Raw genomic sequence first — 19,871 nt, 5'->3', positions numbered from 1 at the left:
CTTAGGCGTACCGCCGCTTCATCTCGACCTCGATCTCCTCCAGCGAGCGTCCCCGTGTCTCCGGCATCACCTTGACCAGGATGAGCGCGATGACGAGGTTGACAATGCCGTAGGTGAGGTAGGTTCCGGCACCACCAAGCCCTGCCAGCATGGCCGGGAACGTCCAGGTGATCGTCGCGTTCGCCAGCCATCCGCAGAACACCGCGGCACCATTCATGGCTCCGCGCATCCGGGTCGGGAACATCTCACCGAGCATGGTCCACACCACCGTGCCGTTGGTGGACTGGACGATGAGCATGAAGATGCTCATGAGGACGAGCACGAGGATGGGCGCCCATGTCGGCACACCCTTGCCCATATGCGGAGCAATGGCGAATCCGAAGGTGGCGGCAATCCCGAGCAGACAGACACCGACAGCGGTGACGTCGAAGATCAGCAGGTGCCGACGATCGAACCTCTCGATGAGCCACAGTCCAGCACCGGCGCCGATGACGGACATGACGCCGTTGGCCACCTGGGCAATGATCGAGGCCTGGGTGCTCATCCCTGCGAATTCCAGCACCTTCGGCGCGTAGTACATGACGGTGTTGACACCTGTGGTCTGGTTGACCGCAGCAAGGAAGATTCCGACGAGCAGAAGACGACGCGTCCACCGCGACTCCATGACGACGGCCCACTGCTGGCGATGAGTAAGTCTGCCGCCCTCACCGTTGAGCTCGACCATCTCGGTGACCTCGTCGACGATCGGCTCGTCAACCCCTTCGACGCGCACCTGCTTCAGACATGCAATCGCCTCCTGCAGCCGACCGTGGCTCAAGTGCCAGCGCGCCGACTCAGGCATCCTCCGCATGCCGATCCACAAGGCAACAGCCGGCAGGGTGCACACCACGAGCATCCACCGCCAAGCTCCACCAGATCCGGCAGACACCGACAGCTGCATGACGAAAGTGTGGAAAGCTTCGTCACTCATCGTTCCGCCATGGGACGTTGCCATGGCCTGCAGCTTGTCCCAGGAATAGGTTCCGGGAGCGAGTCGGCCGGACGGATCTGCCGTCACCGTCAGGATCGGACCGCCATGTGCCGCAGAAATGGCGGCATTGACGGAGAAGGCCAACAGTTGACCGAAGACGATCATGAACTGGTCAAGAGCGACGATGCGACCACGCATCCGCTTCGGAGAGGTCTCCGACAGATAGACCGGCACCGTTGCCGAGGCCGCGCCAACGGCAAAGCCGAGCACCACCCGGAAGGGGTACATCACCCAGATGCTGGGAGCCACGGCCGTGCCGAGAGCACCAATGATGAACAAGACAGCGAGGGTCAGCAGGTTGTGACGGCGTCCCCAGCGATCGCTCATCATGCCGCCGATGAGCCCACCGAAGGCCGCACCAAGGGTGAGCGTTCCTCCGATGGCACCTTCATGGCCCACCGTCAGGGCCAAACCACCAGCACCATGTGGCAGGTACATGAAGGGTAGGGCGCCGGAGATGACCCCGGTGTCATAGCCGAAGAGCAGTGAGCCCAGGGTGGCGACCGCCGCCACCACACCAATGCGGCGTTTCGGGCCTGCCGGTTGCGTCGTCTCGACGAGCTTGGCGACCGCGGTTCTCGATGTCACGGACAACTCCTATGGACGGGATGTCGCACCGACGCACCACTGCGCTCGGCACCGCGACCTACCTGGCATCCATGGCTCAATCACGTATGACGTAAGCAGGGTCGACGGCAGGACGTTACCACCCTGTCGCCGACCCCGTGTCCGCACACATTGGCGGGAATGAGAAAACCTGGTGTCAGCCCTGCTTCTGGGCCTCGGCCTGCTTCTTGAGATCCTCGACGTCAATCTCCTTGACCTTCTCGATGAGCTCGTCGAGCTGACGGCCCTGCAGCAGGCCGGACTGACGGAAGACGAGGTAACCGTTGCGGAAGGCCATGATCGTCGGGATGGAGGTGATCTCCAGACCGGCGGACAGCTCCTGCTGGTCCTCGGTGTCGACCTTGGCGAAGGTCACGTCAGTGTGACGCTCACTGGCGTCCTCGTAAATGGGCGCGAAGCGCTGGCACGGCCCGCACCAGGATGCCCAGAAGTCGATGAGGACGACATCGTTCGAATCGATGGTCGAGGAGAAATTGTCCTTGGTCAATGCGACGGTAGCCACGTTGTACCTCCCGGTAATCGTTTGGGTTCGGTCGACCGCAACGCCGTGGCGCCTCGGCCCATGTCTGGTGCAACAGCGTCAGGAGCTGGTGTATTCCCGATGTGCCGATCCGTGATTCACCTGGATGTCGCAGCGCTCGGTGCCATGCCGACTTAAATGTCACACGGCCTTCAACTCGGCAATCGCCGTCGCTCCCAGATCACGTAGCAGATGACCGGCGCGAATGGGTCGCGCGGCGATGACCGACACCACACGGGACAGGCCGGGCAGTGCCTCGTCGGAGACGTCGACGTCGTAGCCGGGAGTCGAGGGGTCCAGCATCGGGTTGGACCCGTCCGCCCACTGCTCGTTGAGCTTGTTCCAGGTCGTCACCCAGGCGTTGCCGATCTCGTTGCCCGACGGCACCCCGAAGAAATGCCCCACTGGGGCATGATGGCGCAGGGCCACCAGGCCAGATTCCTGGAAGATACGGGCCAGACGCACCCGAGCGTCCAGGGCCCGGCGTTCCTCCCACGTACCGGCGAGCACCCACTGACACGGGTGCGGACAAGTGATACCGACGTCAGGACGCTCACCGGCATCAATGGTGGCATGGTTCATCGCACACACCCCCAGGGCCTCACCCAACCTGGAATGGAACTTGTCCAGATACGAGGTGTAGCCCTCCTCATCACCCTGAGCAGCATGAAGGCTGCGCCGAGCCGTCGCGTTCATGGCCGAGGTGTGGGCGCAGTCCTGGCCGTCGACTCCCCACTTCTCCCCCACCTTGCCGGGCAGCGTGAGTGGGTCCCCGCCGTCTCCCAGCACCGACTGCCAGGCCAGCTGACCCAGGTACTCTCCCAGGATGTGGCAGGTCACGACGACCTGCTGTGGCTCCTCGCGGTGCATCCGAATGTCGAGGACCTCGAGCATGAGCTCGTAGAGGGGCACCAGGTCTCCCAGTGCTCCCCTCTCGGTTGCCCGCGGGTGGTGCGGAAAACCCGCGGCGGTGAGACGGGATCGCAGATCAGCAGGCAGGGGGTCCCCGATCTCCTCGAAATCCTCGGCGTCGAGGGCCAGGACTCTGCGAGCCACGGCCGTCACAGCAGCGGCCTGCACCAAGTGGGGATCGTCGGATTCGGACGCCCGCGTCATCCGTAACATGGAATCGGCGGTGTCATACCAACCCGCCTCACAGAGCGTCGCGATCTGGTTTAGATCTGGCAGCTGACGGGGCCGCAGGGTTTGGGACACACTCATTGCGGCATCGTCACCGCGATTCAGGAGTTCTGGACGACGAACAGACCGGAAAGGACCTCCGGATCGACGACAACCGAACCGTCGGGACCCGTCAGACGGATGCCGTCGGCATCATCCTTGACCTCGATGCTCATGCCCGGCAACAGTCCAGCGGCGTAGACGTCGGTGAGATTGCCCTCGGTGGCCTGGAAGAACTCCGACAACCGGGTGATGGTCACACTGACCGGGCAGCCGGCCTCGGCAATGATCTCGTCGAGAGGCTTGGAGTCGTCGTGGAAACGGGCGGAGTCGTCCGGACGACGACCGATTTGCTCGGGAGGAAGGGGGCAACCGTACGGGGAGACATCAGGGCTGTCGAGGATCTCGGTGAGGCGCTTCTCAACCTCACCGGAAATGACGTGCTCCCAACGGCACGCCTCGTCATGGACCAGGTCGGGGCGAAGACCGATGACCTCGGTGAGCAGGCACTCGGCCAGACGATGCTTACGCATCACCGCCTCGGCCGCGTCGTGGCCTTCCTGCGTCAGCGAAATCGAACGGTCAGACTCGACGACCACGAGTCCGTCACGCTCCATACGAGCCACGGTCTGGGAGACGGTAGGGCCGGACTGGTGCAGTCGCTCGACGATACGGGCGCGGCGCAGCTCGACACCCTCCTCGAGCAGCTCGTAGAGAGTCCTCAGATACATCTCCGTTGTATCGACGAGCTCACTGCTCACGGTGCACCTCTTCCCCGCCCTCACAGCCGAGGGGCGTCGCTGTCCACCTGCCCATCGGACAGATTGTCTGACAAAACGGTCGGGGCGTCATTGCTCATGCCCGAGCGACCCCCCGTCAGGAAGTTTAGTGCTCAAATACCTGTCGTGATCGTCAGACGGACTCACCGCGACGGATGACGCGGACCAGACGACCCTTCTCGTCGGTGAGGCACATGTCGGCCCAGCGCCCCTCCTCCAGGATGCCAACGTCGCTCAGACCGTGGAGTTCGGCCGGTGTGGTGGCCGCCATGACGGCAACTTGCCCCAGCGGCAGTCCCACGACCGAGGTGACGAACTCGACTGCGCGACCCATCGTCAGAGTGGATCCTGCAATCGCTCCCAGCGAACCGTCAGCGTCCAGCAGTCGGGCGCGGCCGTCGACAACCTTCACCGGCAGGCTGCCCAGAATGTAGTCGCCGTCAGGTTGACCGGTGGCGCTCATGGCGTCGGTGACCAGAGCGATGCGCTGCGGTCCGGCAGCCAAAACGGCCATCCGAATGACGTCTGGTGCCAGGTGCACGCCGTCACAGATGAGCTCGCAGACCACGCGCGGGTCAGTGAGCATCGGCGGGACCGGACCGGGCTTGCGGTGATGGATGGACGGCATCGCGTTGAACAGGTGGGTGATGACATCGGATCCGGCATCGACGGCAGCGCTGGCAGTGGTGTTGTCGCACTCGGTATGACCGATAGCGGCATGCACCCCCGCCTTGCTGAAGGTCGCGACGGCCTCCAGACCGTGCTCGCGCTCCGGAGCAATCGTCACCATCCTGAGAGCAGGCCCTCCTGCCTCGATGAGTCGATCCACCGAGACCGGGTCGGGGTCGCACAACAGCTCGACAGCGTGGGCACCCTTGCGTGACTCTGCAAGGAAGGGGCCCTCGAGGTGGATGCCGGCGATCTCGTCCTCGTCAATGAGTTGACGGAGTCGTCCGATCTGGTCGACGACGTCGTCAATGGCGGCGGTCACCGTGGAGGCGAAGAGGGTCGTCGAACCCTGGCTGCGGTGGTAGGTAACGGCTCGCACGGCGGCGTCATGGTCGGGATCGGTGAAGTCGACACCGGCGCCACCATGGCAATGGGTGTCGACGTAGCCAGGCAGGATCCACTCGTCGACGAGCTCAGCCTGCGGATCGATCCCCTCCCCGACCTTGGTGATGCGTCCGGCCTCGACGGTGATCGTTGCCGGTGAATCACTTCCGTCACGGGCGACGACGTGGTGCGAAGCAATACGGCTGATCATCGATGCCTCCTTGACAGCGGGTTTTCCCACATGCTGCCACATGGTCACAGCGTGAACACGAGCTTCGTCAGCACCAAGATCTGCGAGGATCGGACCATGGCTGAGCCAAGGATTCCCAATGACCTCCTGCCCTCCGACCCCCGTTTCGGGTGTGGCCCGTCCCGGATTCGACGGGAGGTGGTGGCCAGTTTGTCCGAACCGGGATCAGTGATGGGTACCTCCCATCGCCAACCACCTGTCCGCCATGTGGTCGCCGCGATCCGCGAGGAACTCTCCACCCTCTACGACCTTCCCGCCGGATATGAGGTTGCCCTTGGCAACGGCGGAGCCACCCTCTTCTGGGACATGGCGACCGTCTCCCTGGTGGAGAAGCGCGCCGCGACAGGCGTTTATGGCGAGTTCACGAAGAAATTCTCCTCGGTCCTGCAGGGGGCTCCCTTTCTCGCAGATCCGGCAGTTTTCCAGGCCCCGCCCGGCGAGCTCGCCCTGCCACAAGCTCTGGGAGAGATCGACGCATATGCGTGGGCTCACAACGAGACCTCCACCGGGGTCGTCGCCCCGATCCGTCGACCGGATGAGATTGACGAGAATTCCCTGGTCCTCGTCGATGCCACGTCAGCTGCTGGCGGAGTTACTGCAGACGTGGCGCAGACTGACGCCTACTACTTCTCACCGCAGAAGAACCTGTCCTCGGACGGCGGGTTGTGGCTCGCAATTCTGTCACCAGCAGCGATCGAACGCTCGGAACGATTGACTACCTCGGCTCGCTGGGTACCTCAGATGCTCGATCTGAGCGTCGCAGTGAAGAATTGCCGGGCAGATCAGACCCTCAACACTCCCGCGCTGGCCACCCTCGTCATGTTGGAGGCGCAGTGCCGCTGGCTGCTGGACAACGGCGGCATGACGTGGGCGGCATCCCGCACCGCGTCGACCTCAGGGATCCTCTACCGCTGGGCTGAGGACAACCCGTTGACAACCCCCTTCGTCACCGATCCGGCGCTACGCAGCCCGGTGGTGGTGACGATCGACATCGACGAGTCCGTCGACGCCACCCAGCTGTGTGCCCGCGCCCGCGAGAACGGGATCCTCGACATCGAGCCGTATCGCAAGCTGGGCCGCAATCAGATCAGAGTGGCCACCTTCAGCTCGATCGAACCCGGCGACATCGAGGCGTTGACGGCCTGCCTGGATTGGCTACTGGAGCACCACGACTAACGGTGTCGCCAGGTGATGTCCTGGGAGCGGTCGTACACGAAGGTCACAACGCCGGCACACAGCGCCACCGCGACCGCTCCCAACACCGCGATAAAGGTGCCCGAGCGCGCCTTGGAGGTGGGCTTGCCACTGGCCTGGGTGGCCCCTGCCTTGGCACTCGGAGTCGACGAGGGGGTCGGCGAGATCGAGGTCAGCGTCGTCGGGAAGTCGATTTCCCGCACCTTGTTGCCGGAGGTCGCGATCTCCAGGGTCTTCTGAGTGGTGTCTGTGGTGATGGTCTGCCCGCCCGAGAACGCCGCATTGGCGACCGTCTTCCAGGAGTAGGCGTCAACGACCCGAACCTCATGGTCGGTCAGCACGGCCAGCCGTGACCCGTCTGGCAGGAAGGTGGCGTCTTTGACTCCGGCGGGGGCGTCCGCCACCTTTTCGAGCGGGTTGGACTCCGTGCGACTGACCTGCGGGCCACTACGGTAGATCGCCGGGTGGGGACCGTCAGTGACGATGTAGAAGCTCCCCTTGGGACTGACTGCCATGGCCTTGGCGTCGTGAGCGCCGTCGGGGTACGTGAACATCCACTCGTAGTAGGTGGATTGACTGGCTGCCGTCGAGGTGGGAGACATCACGCGGATGCCGCGGCGCCTGGTTTTCTCGTCACCGATGTCGGCGACGTAGAGCACGCCATTGGCCCACGCCATCGCCTCCACGTCGTGGAAGGCTGGCTCCCACCTCACCCGATGGACTTCCTTGCCCGTCTTGTCGAGGGCAAGCAGGGAGTGGACCGTCGACGGAGAACCATCGGTGACCCAGTAGCAGTCATTGTCGAGGTCGGCAGCCATGCCAACCGGGATGCCAAGCTTCTTGTCCGTCGTGATGGTTAGATCGACGGCGGCAGCAGGGCCAGCCGACAATCCCCAGGCGCATCCCAGGGCCACCAGCGCACTCGCGCTGCGGGAACGTCGGGGCCAGGATCGTCGGGTCACGAAAAGACATCCTGCCATGTCGGATCGACCTGTCACAGCAGGGATCCCACCACGACGATCAGTACGAGGATGATGAGAACCCCGCGGATGATGTGTTGCCTAGAGCGTGGATTCATGGATTACACCTTATGTCGACCTCATGGCGAATAATCTGTAGCCATGAGTGGGTTGAGGCTCAACGCCATCGCGATCGACGAAGTTCGCGACATGTTTGGGGCTGACGAGGGCCTCTCGGCGAAACTGCGCAAGTGGACCGAGGCCACATTCAGCGTACCCGTCCACCACCATTGTCGATCAGGTCGGCGCAGCCCGTTCCACCCGCTCCACAAGCCCAATGTCGAGGGACCGATGCTGCCTGTGGGATGGCCAACTCCCAATGATGTCGAGGACTTGGTTCGTGGCCGATTCATCGAGCCTGATCGCCTGGGACGGTGCTGGCGACTCGTCAATGAGTGGTTGACCCACCTGTCGTGGGGATGGACCGAGATCCCGATGTCGGTGGCGCGGCTCGATGAGCTTGATTTCGACCTCGCCGCTGTCGGCTTGTCCAGTACCTGTGCCATCAAGCGGCTCATGGTAGGGGAACCGCAGATTCCGCTGCGACCGGCACCTGGCATGAGGATCGGTTATGCGCGCACCGGGCAGGTACTGACGACTCGGCTTGGGTTGGCTGATGTCGTCGACAAGATACCGGCCGAGCGGCGAGGCGAGGGTGACGCCATCCTGGAATTCCTCAACTCATATCCGGGATGGATGGACCTCGCCGGCGACCTGGGGCGCCCGGCACCAGACCTCTTGGTGGTCTGGCAACCGGACACCGTCGGTGGGATTCAACCCACCAGCCTCACATCTGGCCAAACAGTCTCATGAGCAGGGACTGGACGAAGTAGACCACGAAGAGGGCCGCAACCACCCACAACAGCGGATGGATCTTGCGTGCCTTGCCAGCGATGGTCTTGGTGATGCAGAACATGATGAGGCCAGCGCCGATGCCCGTCGTGATCGAGTAGGCGAACGGCATGAGCACCATGCCCAGGAAGGCCGGAAGACCTTCCTCGACGTCTTTCCAGTCGATGTGGGTGACCTGGGCCATCATGAGGAATCCAACGAAGACCAACACCGGCGCGGCTGCCTCCGAGGGAATGATCGACACAATCGGGGACAGGAACATCGCCAGCAGGAATCCGATACCGGTGACGATGGAGGCGATACCCGTTCGCGCCCCCTCCCCCACGCCAGCGGCCGATTCGACGTAACCGGTGGCCGAGGAGGCCGACCCGAGACCACCAGCGACGGCAGCCAGGGCATCGACGACGAGGATCCCCTTGAGGTGCTCGGGGTTGCCGGTCTCGTCGAGGATGCCGGCATGGTCACCGATGGCGACAACCGTTCCCATGGTGTCGAAGAAGTCGGCGAGCATGAGGGAGAAGACGACCAAAAGGGTCCCCAGGAACACTCCGACGTGGAAGTGACCGTCAACCAGGAAGCCACCGAACAGGTCGACGTGACCCAGCAGGCTTAGGTCTGGCAGGCGGAAGTCATCCGCCCCGGGCAGCCGTGGGACGTTGAGGGCCCAGCCGGTGGGATTCTTCTCGCCCTGCGGTCCCAGGTGAGCGATGGCCTCAATGATGACTCCGAGCAGGGAGGTACCAATGATCGCGATGAGCATGGATCCCTTGACGTGACGCTGGTGCAGCACGACGAGAAGGAGGAATCCGAACAGGCACAGGAAGATCGGCCAACCCTCCAGGCTGCCGCCGACGCCCAAGGTGACGGGGGTGCCGGAGCCGCGACGGATGACGCCCGAGTCCACGAAACCAACGAAGGCGATGAACAGGCCAATTCCGACGCTGATCGCCGAGCGTAGAGAGTTCGGGACGGCCCGGAAGATCATTTCTCGGACGCCGGTGAGGACGAAGACGAGGATGAGGACGCCTTCCCACACCACCAGGCCCATCGCCTGGGACCAGGTCATCGTCGGGGCAACGACGTAGGCAAGCAGGGAGTTGATGCCAAGGCCGGTCGCGATACCCATCGGGAATCGTCCCCAGATACCCATGGCAATCGTCGTGATCGCAGCCACGAAAGCGGTGACGGCCATGACCATCATCTTGTTGTCGTCAATGGCAGCCGTGTTGAGGGTGGTGCCGGCGGCGTCGAGGAACTTCGGAGCCCCGTTGAGGAGCTTACCGTTCTTGTCCGCCGCGGTACCGATGATGAGAGGGTTCAGGGCCAGGATGTAGGCCATCGTGAAGAAGGTGACGAGGCCGCCGCGGATCTCGCGCGATCTCGTCGATCCTCGTTCCGTGAGATGAAACCAATTGTCGAATCTTGCTGATGAGGTGTTGCTGGGCACGGGGGCATTCTAGGGATGACATGTCACGGCCATGTTGCAGGGCATTACGATGGAACCGTGGCCAACCAGCGTGAACACCTGCTAACCCAGGCCAATGTCGCCCCTGTCGATGAGAACGGGGTGACGGTCGGCATCGTGGGAACCATTGCCTTCGCGGTGGCGTCCATCGTCTGCTGGATCATGCTCGACCGCCTCACCGTGAACGGCTACCGCGACTGGCTCTGGATCTGCCTGACGGGTACTGCTCTGGGAATCGTCGGCACGGCATACTGCTGGCGACGATCCCGCCACTGAGCCCCTCTCTGGGGCTCACAACTCAGTCGAACAACGAGTCGTCAATCGAGATGGTGTCGAAGACCGGCTCGGGCAGCTCGATACCGCGATGCTTCTCGACGACGTCGGAGTGACCGCCACAGCCATGATCGACGTGGACCACTGAGCCGTCAGAGGGCGAGAACTCGTTGGAACACACCCCGAAGACCCGTCCCAGGGAGTGCTGCAAGCGCACGAAGTAGCCACAGGTGACGCAGCTGGCAGGAGCATGACGACTCATGGCGTTGTCAGGGCCACCCTCACCGGCGAGCCAACGCTCAGCGGTGGAGTCACGGCCCTCCCGCGACAGCAAACGCTCACGGCCCAGCCCCAGCTCAGACGCCACAGCTCGGGTGGTAGCCCACTCAGCCGGATCCTCGTCGGCGGCAAGCTCACCACCGGTATAACCAGGCTCCAGGCGCGGATCATTGTCAGCGGTGGGCATGAGGGTGCCGGCGGTGATGTCCCCGGCACGCACTCGGTCGCGCCAAGGCACCCACTCGGGGGCCAGCAGGGAGTCGTCGCCCGGAATGAGAACGACCTCATTGACGGTGACGTTGCGTCCGCGCAGGGCACGCGACATCGTGACGGCCCACCGCCATCCCCGGTATCCCGGATGCGGGCATTCGAAGAGATGGGTCAGGACGCGCTCGTCCTCGACGATCGTCCCGACGTGCTCACCGACCCCGAAGTCACCCGCGCGACGCTCGGCCGCTTCCCGGGCCTGGTCAACAGCCTTCGCGATCGTCGCGTCAACCCTGACGGCCCGGGTCGCAGCGCGCGATCTCGACGTCACCTGTGTCATCACAGCTCCAACTCGTCGGCAACAGCACGAAGCATCTTGGCCACCGCGCCGGCGGTGCGCGGATCGGGATGACGTCCGTGCCGGTAGCCATTGCCCATCTTGTCGAGCATCTTGATGAGGTCCTCGCAGATCACCGCCATCTCCCGCGGCTTCTTGCGGCTCGCCTTGGACAGCGAGGCCGGGGTCTCGACGATCTGCAGGGACAGGGCCTGCTCTCCTCGACGCCCCTCAACAACCCCGAAGTCAACCTTCTGACCGGGTTTCAGGGTATTCACCCCTGCGGGCAAGGCGGAAGCGTTGACGTACACGTCGCCGCCACCGTCCTTCGTCAGGAAACCGAACCCCTTGGTGGCGTCGTAGAAACGCACCTTTCCGGTTGGCATCTCTGGCTCACTCCTTCTGGTCATGACGGTCAATGGACCGCCATACAAGGCTACAGCCTTGTCGACGGTCCACCACCCGCGATCTTTCCACAGCCCGACGGGAAGGTTTCCGACGGGCTGGGAGCGTCACACCGACGGGTCTCACATGGCGCCGGGGAGATCACCCCGCTGGCCGTCAGTCCATCGGAAGTAGTCGGCCATCGCCAGCTTGGAGGCCGCGGCCTCGTCGGCGATCACGAGAACATGGGGGTGGAACTGCAGCACCGAGGCCGGGCACATCGCCGAGACCGGGCCCTCGACGGCTCCGGCGAGGGCATCGGCCTTGTTGGCCCCGACGGCCAGCAGAACGACATTGCGGGCGTCCATGATCGTCCCAAGCCCCTGGGTGACGCAGTGACTGGGAACCTTCTCGCCCTCCTCGAAGAAGCGAGCATTGTCGGCCTTGGTCCGCTCAGCGAGGGTCTTGACACGAGTCCGCGAGGACAGCGAGCTGGTTGGCTCGTTGAATCCGATGTGACCGTTGGCCCCGATACCGAGGATCTGGACGTCGACGCCGCCGGCCTCCTGGATCGCCTTCTCATAATCCGCGCATGCCGCTTCGAGGTCGTCCGCCATGCCGTCCGGAGTGTGCACGTCGGCCGGGTCCAGACCGAGCTGCTCGGTGACGGTGTGTCGAATGGTGGCGGCGTAGGAGCGCTCGTCGTCGGCGGGAAGACCGACGTATTCGTCCAGGGCGAAGGCACGCAGACCGGTGAAATCAGCCTTGCCCTCCTGAGCGAGAACAGCCAACGAGGAGTAGGTCGTCAGCGGGGTCGACCCGGTAGCCACTCCCAGCACCGGTGTCTTCGCCTGGGCCAGAACCCTGGCAATGCGCTCGGCGGCAATCCGTCCGACGGCCTGCTCGTCGGGGCAGATGATGACCTCCATGTCGGCCCTCCCTCACATGCGCGGCCACGCCGCGCGTCGCTTCGTGTCTAGGTTGAGATTATGGCCACGTGAGCGTTTCTGAGCGATCACAATCATCTCCTGTGAGCGTTGACCCGCACACACTGAGCGCACCGCTTGGTCAGATCTACCCCCTACCATGGAGACATGGCACAGAACACCGTCAGGGGAGCACCCGTAGACGTCGTCGGCTCCCGTCCTGCTCCGAGTGCCTTCCAAGCTCCTCGGGTCACTCCTCTCGAGACCCCGAGCCTTCCTGCCAACCCGGCTGCCGGGAAGCCATCAGTCGCTCCCCGTGGTTACCAGGGTGGGGACTACCGCCCGCTGGCCGAGTTGATACCGCGTCGTCGAGGCCACCGCGAACCCCATGACCCGTTCTCCACCCAGGCAGGACTGACCGGCCCCCGTGTTGAGCATCGAGATCCGCATGAACCCATCCGCACAAGCCGGTTGGCCAGTAGCTCCTCGACCTGGGCAGCTCCGGCGGGAGACCCCGTCTCGACGGTTCCCCCGCCGCGTCTCAAGACCGTCCGGATGCCCCGGCGACTTGATCCGCGCATGCCCGCCACCGCCGGCAGCCGGTCCATCATGGACCTGTGTCGAGCGTTGGGATGGCCGTGGATCGTCGTGCTCGCACTGGGATGCGTGTGGTCCCCACTGTCGATACCGGCACTGCTCCTCGCATGGTGGTTGGCATGGCGTCACCCATTCGCCGCTGGACGCCTCAGCAAGGCTCTCACCGCTGTGACGGTCGTCATCATCATCGGTGGCGCGATCGAGTCGCCGGTACGAACCGTGCCGGCCCAGTTCGCATGGATGTCTCGCCTGGGATGCGTCGTGATGCTCGCACTCGGGCTCCTCCTCATTGATCGTCAGCTGACGCCTCGGGATCCGAGGCCACGTCGATGAGTGCGGTTGATGAACCGACGACCCTTGCCTCCACGATTCGGGGTCTGGACGCCCAGAGGCTCTCTCGGCTTCTGACCCTGCGTCCCGACCTGGCGAATCCCACCCCACGCGACCTCGCTGAGGTCTCTTCGCGGGCTGGCACCCACGCCTCCATCAATGCCGCCATTTCCAGCCTTGATCGGTGGCGACTGAGCCTGCTGACCGCCCTGGCGGCACTGGGAGACCTCACGCTGGATGAACTGACTGACGCCATCTGCCAGGGATGGCCGCCCAAGCCCGACACGATTCGTGCCGATGTCGCGGACGGCGTCTCCGATCTGCTCGACATGGTTCTCGTCCTGGAGGATTCCGGCCACCTGCACGTCATTCAGGTCGTCACCACTCACCTGCCCGGATACCCGGCCGGGTTGGCACCGGTGTCCGTCATGCCCATGAGTTCTGAGGAAGTGGCCGAGAGACTGGCTGCCGCGGGCCCCAAGGCGCACGCCGTGCTGGAGCGTCTGGTGTGGTCCCCCACCGGACACCTCCCCAATGCTCGACGCACGGTGACGCCCGAGACTGCGACGACTCCCGTCGAGATGGCGCTGGCCCACCGCCTGTTGCGTCCCCTCGGCGACGACACCGTCGTCCTGCCCCGTGAGGTGGCCCTGCCCCTGCGCGGGAATCGTCTCCTTGCCGAACAGCCCAGCCCCACCCCACCGGCATGGCCCGAGCCGCGTCAGACCACCCTGGTCAATCGTGCCGGCCTCGGGACGGCGCTGGAAGCCGTCAGCGCGATGTCCGCCCTGCTGGAGGGGGTGGAGCGTCATGACTGTGCCCTGCTGGCCAGTGGCGGCATGGCCAAGCGGGACGCCCGCACCGTGCTGTCGCGGGTGGCCACGGGGGACGATGGCTGGGTGCACCTCGCCGTCGCGGCGGCTGGCGGGTTCATCGGTGCCGACGGGCGCGGCTGGCTGCCCACCTCGCTCGCGGATCGCTGGCGCACTGATTCGTTGTGGGGCCAGTGGGTGAGCTTGCGCGATGCCTGGAGACGCATCCCGCAGTTTCCCGGAAGCCTGGGCAACACCTTGGATGCCTCGTCGCCGGCAACTGCCCGCGCGTGGCGACGCCTCGTCCACGAGGAACTGAGCACAGCTGAACCCGGCACTCCCGTTGAGGCCGGCCTCGTCGCCGACCGCATCCGGTGGCGTCAGCCGGGCACCACAGTCGATGACTCCTTGGTCGAGGCTGTCCTCGACGAGTGCCGGGTGCTGGGGCTGATCGCTCTGGGAGCACGCACCGATCTCGTCGATTCCCTCACCTGCGCTGACATGCCGGAACGCACTGACGAGGTGATCCTGCAGTCCGATCTCACCGCCATCGCCCCCGGCCCGCTGACCCCCGACACCGCCGCCGACCTGGCCCTGCTGGCCGATCGGGAGTCCACCGGGATTGCCGGTGTACGGCGATTCACCCGGACCAGTCTGCGTCGTGCCCTGGACGCCGGGTGGACTGGGGACCGTGTGCGTCAGTGGTGGACGGATCACTCCCTCAGCGATGTTCCCCAAGGTCTGCTGGTCCTCCTCGACGACGTCGTTCGTGATCATGGTCGGGTGTCGGTGGCCGCAGCTGGTGCCCTGCTGGAGGTCGACGACCCGGCTGCCGTCGAGGCCATTCTGCGCAGTTCCTTGGCGACTGATCTTGGACTGCGTCGAGTTGGACCGCAGGTGCTGGTGGCCCAGGCAGAACCTGATCAGGTGCTGGCAGGCCTGCGCCAGTTGGGAATGTCCCCCGTAGCCCGCGATTCCCACGGCGACGTCTTCTCGACTCCTCCTCCCCCACGCGCCAAGGTCGACGCCCTCACATCTTCGGCTCCGCAGGCCGATCCGGAGGGCCTTGCCACGGCACTGCTCAACAACAAGGGCCGTGGGTTCTCGGATCGCCGTCAGCTTCTCGCCCAGCTGCACCAAGCCCAGCAGGAGGGTGCGTGGATGCGGATCGAGCGAGTCATCGACGATGGCACTGCGGTGCGCCAGACGGTGCGGATCATGGCGGTCGCGGCGGGGGCGGTGCGATGCGTCATCCGTGGTGGTGGCGGGGCGGCGGTCGTCCCGGTGTCCCGGATCACCGCCTGCCAACCGGCCTGACGACGTCCCATCGACCCCTCGAAGTAGGAACAAATCCGGGATCAGGGACGATACTGGAAGTGATGACTTCTCTACCCGGCCCCCTCATTGTCCAGTCCGATCGCACCCTCTTGCTGGAGGTGGATCACCCTCTGGCGGACGAGTGCCGTCATGCCATCTCCCCGTTTGCGGAGCTGGAACGGGCTCCCGAACACATCCACACCTACCGACTGACCCCACTGGGTCTGTGGAATGCGATGGCCGCTGGTCACGACGCCGAACAGGTCGTCGACACCCTCATGAGGTACTCCCGTTATCCGGTGGCATCCGGACTCCTCATCGACGTCACCGAGACGATGTCTCGTTACGGTCGTCTGCGCATCGAGAAGCACCCCACCCTCGGACTCGTCCTGGTGTCGACGGACAAGGCCGTGCTCACCGAGGTACTGCGATCCAAATCGGTCCGTGGCCTCGTCGGCGACCAGATCGATGATGAGACGGCAGTGGTCCACCCTTCCCAGCGCGGCACCCTCAAGCAGGCTCTGCTCAAGTTGGGATGGCCCGCCGAGGACCTTGCAGGATACGTCGACGGCGAGCGCCATGACATCGATCTGACCGAGGACGGCTGGAGTCTTCGTCCGTATCAGCGGATGGCTGCCCAAAACTTCTGGGACGGTGGATCCGGAGTTGTCGTGTTGCCCTGCGGCGCCGGCAAGACCGTTGTCGGGGCGACTGCCATGAGCCTGGCCCGCTGCACGACACTCATCCTCGTCACCAACACCGTCTCGGCTCGGCAGTGGAAGGAGGAGCTCGTCCGTCGCACCACCTTGACCCCCGACGAGATCGGTGAGTACTCCGGTTCACGCAAGCAGGTGCGGCCAGTCACCATCGCCACCTATCAGGTCATCACGACCAAGCGTAAGGGTGTGCACCCCAACTTGGAGCTTTTCGAGGCCCGTGACTGGGGGCTTGTCATCTATGACGAGGTTCACCTGCTTCCGGCTCCGGTCTTCCGCATGACGGCCGACCTACAGGCACGCCGTCGGTTGGGGTTGACGGCCACTCTGGTGCGCGAGGACGGCCACGAGGACGACGTCTTCACCCTCATCGGGCCCAAGCGCTACGACGCTCCCTGGAAGGAGATCGAGGCCCAGGGCTGGATCGCTCCTGCCGACTGTGTCGAGGTGCGGGTGAGCCTGCCCGAGTCCGACCGGATGACCTGCGCCATGGCAGAACCGGACGTCCGTTACCGGATGGCCGCGACCCTGCCGATCAAGAACCGGGTGGTTGCGGACCTGGTAGCCCGCCATCGCGGCCAGCCCACCCTGGTCATCGGCCAGTACGTCGACCAGCTGGAGGAGCTGGCCGCGGAATTGAGGTGTCCGATCATCACCGGATCCACCACTCCAACCAAGCGTCAGAAGATTTACCAGGATTTCCGCGGAGGGTTTACCGACCTACTCGTGGTCTCCAAGGTTGCGAACTTCTCCATCGACCTGCCGAGTGCCGAGGTCGCCATTCAAGTGTCGGGGGCATTCGGGTCCCGACAGGAGGAAGCCCAGCGTCTGGGCCGTCTGCTGCGACCCAAGGACGGGCTCGTGGCCAGGTTCTACGCGGTCGTCTCCCGAGACACCGTCGATGCCGATTTCGCCAGTCACCGTCAACGTTTCCTCGCCGAACAGGGGTACTCGTATCGCATCGTCGATGCGGACGATTTGGACGCCCTGGACCGGACAGCGTGAAAATGGATGTGAACGAAATGGGCCGTGGAAGAAGGGGGACGTAATTGTCTGGGAAGGCGCTATTCTCCAGGCGCACTGCGTTAGGCGGTTTGCTCATAGCTACTGGGGCGGCCATCGGCTTACCGGCAGTCCAGGCCGCGAACCGACCAGATCACCCCGAGCCGCGCAGGCCCGCTCCGACGAGGGTCGCCAATCCGGCTGCTCCCGGACCCTACGTCACGTTCCCGTACCAGAACGAGCTCAAGAAATACCTCAACACCCGCGATGGCGAGCAGTCGGTCGCCATGAGGGTGCATGGACAACGCAACATCCACGTTCTCAATCACGGGGCCACGCACTACATCACCGCATCTATCATCAAGCTGGCAATCATGGAGACGGTCATGATTCAGGCTGCGGGTGAGAAACGTCAGCTTTCCGGAGCCGAGAAGAACCTTCTGGTCCCCATGATCGAGAACTCCAGCAACGACGCCGCGACTGCCCTGTGGAACAGGGTTGGTAGGGCTGACGGGGTTCGCAGGGCGATGCACCGCATGGGTGCCACTCACACCACCTTCGACCCCGATGACCACTGGGGATTGACCTCGACGACGGCCGCCGACCAGGTCGTGCTCGCTGACCACATCTTCTGCCCCAACAAGATCATTCCCGAGTCCATGCGGGCCTATGCCAGGGAGCTCATGTCCAGCGTTGCTGAGGACCAAGACTGGGGTATGACGGCGGGGATGCGATCGCCCTACGTCAAGAACGGATGGCTGCCACGTGATGACGGTTGGCACGTCAATTCCGTGGCTTCCACCGGAACCAAGGGTTACACCGCAGTTGGACTGACCCATTCAACCACGGCTCCCATGGAGGACCTCGTCGAGACCATCGAGGGGATGGCTCGGATCATTGCCCGTCACCAGCCTCGCAGCGTGACGACTCCTCCGCCGCCACCGTCAGCTCGGCCGACTCAGACCGCCGCCCCGGCGCCTCAGGCTGTCGGGGACGACCACGGTCACATCCCCTTCCGCGCACCCGGAACCCGGGACGTGTGGATTCAGGCGTTCTGAGTTCTCCCCGACTCATCGAGTCGCGGTCATCCGTCGAGACGATCGAGGAGATCGCGCCATGACCTCACCAGATCGACGTCCACCCACGCCTTCCACGACCCCTGAGGCCGAGCCGGGCCGCCGATGTGGAAGGCCTTGACCCCGGCCCGATACAGCCACGGGACGTGCTCGGGCCGCAGACCGCCACCAGCCATGATGAGCTCGGCCACACGCGGGGTGGCCTCGGCTCGGGCGATGAGGTCGTCAAGACCGTGATCGATCCCCCGCGGTGATCCGGCAGTGAGAACCTGATCGAGCCCCGGCAGACCCAGCAGCTGTACCCATGCCTTGTCGGGTTCCAGGCTGTTGTCGATGGCTCGGTGGAAGGTCCAGCCCGGCCAGCCCGCCGTCAGCTCGGTGACGGTCCCGACGTCAACCCCGGTAGCCTCGTCGAGGAATCCCAGCACCGGCCCGTCAGCACCGAGGTCACGATAGGTGCTGACCAGGTGGAGCATCTCGTCACGTCTGCGCGGGTCAGCGCGAAATCCACCGTCAAGGCGCAGCATGGGACGCACCGGGATGTCAACGGCGCTGAGGGTGCGTGCCAGCACTTCTGGGCCGGGCGCAAGACCGTCGTCGTCCATCGTGCCGACCAATTCGATGCGATCGGCACCTCCCTGTGCTGCCCGCTTGGCGTCGTTCTCGTGCAGACAGATGACCTCGAGCAATGCCATGGCCTAATTCTTGCGCCAGTCGCGCCGAATCACCACGACAAGTCCAGTGATGAGGATGACGAGGACGCCGGTACTGATGATGGATCCTTCCGCCCCGAAGGTTCCTCCGGTGAGCCAGGAATGGGATCCGACCGTCTTGTCAGCCGTCATCAGGGTGTTTCTGAAGCCCAGTCCGGAGACGTCCAATCCCAATACCACTCCCTGCAACCAGTTCCACACGCTGTGAAATCCCATAGCAGCGAGCAGATTTCCTCGCCACACCACCAAGAGACCCAGCATGAGGCCGTATCCCGCAACGTTGACCAGTGCAATCGACGTCATCCCCGGGTTTGCTCCGTGGAGGACAGCGAAGACCACAGCTTGGATGGCAAGACCGGCAGGAACCCCCCACTTCGCTGCGACCGACTGCATGAGGTAGCCGCGCAGCACAACTTCCTCGGCACACCCCTGAACCACGAACAACAGGAGCGAGGCGGCTACGAGCACCGCGCTCATGGCATCAGGACGGGCCCACGCCATCCGGACCTGGCCGCTGGCTGTCATGCCAGCGACGTCAACTGCCAGAACCGCCACTGCGATTGCCACGCCGATCCAGATGTCCCGGGCGAGCCCGCGCAAACCCAGGCACACCATCGGCCGCTGCTCGACGAACCTCATCCACAACCACAGCAGCAACCAGACCCCTGAGAATGACGCCAGAAGCAGGATCGTCGAAGTCTGAGCGTCTGGATGACCACCTGCCAAGGCCGTGAGCACAAGCGCGAAACCACCCTGTCCCACCCCGAGGATGGTCATTGCTGCCAACAATGACAACAGCGGATGGAAGGTGCCGGCTCCGGCCAGGAAACGATCGACAGGACGACGGTATGTGGGTGTCGAGGGCACCGTCCGAGACTAGTCGATTACCGACACTCGTCAGTAGTGCCATCAGACACAACAATGGGGCGTCCCC

Annotated in this window: 19 protein-coding genes; 7 read left to right on the top strand and 12 right to left on the bottom strand. The window is 64.2% G+C overall.

Going from position 1 to position 19,871, the window contains the following annotated elements:
• Position 1 precedes the first annotated feature (1 nt).
• The 5 genes from ACP8ML_RS02515 to ACP8ML_RS02495 all read right to left on the bottom strand — a co-directional run bounded on the left by ACP8ML_RS02515 (position 2) and on the right by ACP8ML_RS02495 (position 5,399).
• Positions 2-1,618 carry an MFS transporter gene (locus ACP8ML_RS02515; RefSeq protein WP_065673247.1) on the bottom strand — a complete coding sequence of 539 codons (1,617 nt, stop codon included), beginning with the start codon at positions 1,616-1,618 and terminating at the stop codon, positions 2-4.
• Between the two features lie 175 nt (positions 1,619-1,793).
• Complete coding sequence (gene trxA / locus ACP8ML_RS02510; RefSeq protein WP_171048615.1) at positions 1,794-2,177, bottom strand: thioredoxin; 384 nt, start codon at positions 2,175-2,177, stop codon at positions 1,794-1,796.
• A 141-nt stretch (positions 2,178-2,318) separates the two neighbouring features.
• The gene (locus tag ACP8ML_RS02505) at positions 2,319-3,398 is read right to left on the bottom strand and encodes a hypothetical protein (RefSeq protein WP_065673246.1); all 1,080 of its coding nucleotides are present in this window, start codon (positions 3,396-3,398) and stop codon (positions 2,319-2,321) included.
• A gap of 20 nt (positions 3,399-3,418) precedes the next feature.
• On the bottom strand, positions 3,419-4,141 hold the full coding sequence (locus tag ACP8ML_RS02500; protein ID WP_065673245.1) for a metal-dependent transcriptional regulator: 723 nt from the start codon (positions 4,139-4,141) through the stop codon (positions 3,419-3,421).
• 127 nt (positions 4,142-4,268) lie between these two features.
• A complete protein-coding gene (locus ACP8ML_RS02495) occupies positions 4,269-5,399 on the bottom strand; it encodes an N-acetylglucosamine-6-phosphate deacetylase (protein ID WP_117188992.1) in 1,131 nt (376 codons plus the stop codon).
• 30 nt (positions 5,400-5,429) lie between these two features.
• Between ACP8ML_RS02495 and serC the strand changes: the two genes are divergently transcribed.
• Positions 5,430-6,614, top strand: a complete 1,185-nt coding sequence (gene serC, locus ACP8ML_RS02490) for a phosphoserine transaminase (RefSeq protein ID WP_016667056.1) — start codon at positions 5,430-5,432, stop codon at positions 6,612-6,614.
• On the opposite strand, the gene ACP8ML_RS02485 is transcribed toward serC, so the two are convergent.
• Positions 6,611-7,450 carry a hypothetical protein gene (locus ACP8ML_RS02485; RefSeq protein WP_117188996.1) on the bottom strand — a complete coding sequence of 280 codons (840 nt, stop codon included), beginning with the start codon at positions 7,448-7,450 and terminating at the stop codon, positions 6,611-6,613. The two genes, serC and ACP8ML_RS02485, sit on opposite strands and share 4 nt — an antisense overlap.
• Before the next feature lie 303 nt (positions 7,451-7,753).
• On the opposite strand from ACP8ML_RS02485, the gene ACP8ML_RS02480 reads away from it, so the two are divergent.
• Positions 7,754-8,464 carry a hypothetical protein gene (locus tag ACP8ML_RS02480; protein ID WP_486703025.1) on the top strand — a complete coding sequence of 237 codons (711 nt, stop codon included), beginning with the start codon at positions 7,754-7,756 and terminating at the stop codon, positions 8,462-8,464.
• On the opposite strand, the gene ACP8ML_RS02475 is transcribed toward ACP8ML_RS02480, so the two are convergent.
• Positions 8,439-9,842, bottom strand: a complete 1,404-nt coding sequence (locus ACP8ML_RS02475) for an NCS2 family permease (protein ID WP_117188994.1) — start codon at positions 9,840-9,842, stop codon at positions 8,439-8,441. The two genes, ACP8ML_RS02480 and ACP8ML_RS02475, sit on opposite strands and share 26 nt — an antisense overlap.
• A gap of 123 nt (positions 9,843-9,965) precedes the next feature.
• On the opposite strand from ACP8ML_RS02475, the gene ACP8ML_RS02470 reads away from it, so the two are divergent.
• Positions 9,966-10,244, top strand: coding sequence for a DUF2530 domain-containing protein (locus ACP8ML_RS02470; protein WP_065673243.1), 279 nt, complete (start codon positions 9,966-9,968; stop codon positions 10,242-10,244).
• A gap of 22 nt (positions 10,245-10,266) precedes the next feature.
• Here the strand turns inward: ACP8ML_RS02470 and ACP8ML_RS02465 are convergent, their stop codons facing one another.
• From ACP8ML_RS02465 to nagB, 3 genes are all read right to left on the bottom strand, one after another.
• A complete protein-coding gene (locus tag ACP8ML_RS02465) occupies positions 10,267-11,067 on the bottom strand; it encodes a DUF3027 domain-containing protein (RefSeq protein ID WP_065673242.1) in 801 nt (266 codons plus the stop codon).
• Positions 11,067-11,450, bottom strand: coding sequence for a cold-shock protein (locus ACP8ML_RS02460; protein WP_179856547.1), 384 nt, complete (start codon positions 11,448-11,450; stop codon positions 11,067-11,069). The genes ACP8ML_RS02465 and ACP8ML_RS02460 overlap by 1 nt, the downstream gene beginning before the upstream one ends.
• A 141-nt stretch (positions 11,451-11,591) precedes the next feature.
• Positions 11,592-12,377 (bottom strand): glucosamine-6-phosphate deaminase, encoded by a 786-nt coding sequence (gene nagB, locus ACP8ML_RS02455; protein ID WP_065673240.1) that lies wholly within the window; start codon positions 12,375-12,377, stop codon positions 11,592-11,594.
• A gap of 165 nt (positions 12,378-12,542) precedes the next feature.
• Here nagB and ACP8ML_RS02450 point away from each other — a divergent pair, with 165 nt between their 5' ends.
• The 4 genes from ACP8ML_RS02450 (at position 12,543) to ACP8ML_RS02435 (ending at position 18,206) form a co-directional block, all read left to right on the top strand.
• Positions 12,543-13,304, top strand: a complete 762-nt coding sequence (locus ACP8ML_RS02450; protein WP_371258412.1) for a hypothetical protein — start codon at positions 12,543-12,545, stop codon at positions 13,302-13,304.
• A complete protein-coding gene (locus tag ACP8ML_RS02445; RefSeq protein ID WP_117188782.1) occupies positions 13,301-15,430 on the top strand; it encodes a helicase-associated domain-containing protein in 2,130 nt (709 codons plus the stop codon). Before ACP8ML_RS02450 ends, ACP8ML_RS02445 begins: the two co-directional genes overlap by 4 nt.
• A 62-nt stretch (positions 15,431-15,492) precedes the next feature.
• Positions 15,493-17,151: a DNA repair helicase XPB gene (locus ACP8ML_RS02440; protein WP_117188784.1), complete on the top strand. Its 1,659-nt coding sequence runs from the start codon at positions 15,493-15,495 to the stop codon at positions 17,149-17,151.
• A 44-nt stretch (positions 17,152-17,195) separates the two neighbouring features.
• Positions 17,196-18,206 carry a serine hydrolase gene (locus ACP8ML_RS02435; RefSeq protein WP_117188786.1) on the top strand — a complete coding sequence of 337 codons (1,011 nt, stop codon included), beginning with the start codon at positions 17,196-17,198 and terminating at the stop codon, positions 18,204-18,206.
• 26 nt (positions 18,207-18,232) lie between these two features.
• On the opposite strand, the gene ACP8ML_RS02430 is transcribed toward ACP8ML_RS02435, so the two are convergent.
• Together ACP8ML_RS02430 and ACP8ML_RS02425 are read right to left on the bottom strand one after the other, a co-directional pair.
• Positions 18,233-18,919: a copper homeostasis protein CutC gene (locus ACP8ML_RS02430; protein WP_117188788.1), complete on the bottom strand. Its 687-nt coding sequence runs from the start codon at positions 18,917-18,919 to the stop codon at positions 18,233-18,235.
• Positions 18,920-18,922: 3 nt separating this feature from the next.
• A complete protein-coding gene (locus ACP8ML_RS02425; RefSeq protein WP_117188998.1) occupies positions 18,923-19,714 on the bottom strand; it encodes a CPBP family intramembrane glutamic endopeptidase in 792 nt (263 codons plus the stop codon).
• Positions 19,715-19,871: the final 157 nt, after the last annotated feature.

It is taken from the genome of Cutibacterium sp. LaCa_255, from assembly GCF_057458005.1.
The sequence above is the reverse complement of the archived record's forward strand: the minus strand, read 5'-3'. Positions and strand labels throughout refer to the sequence as shown.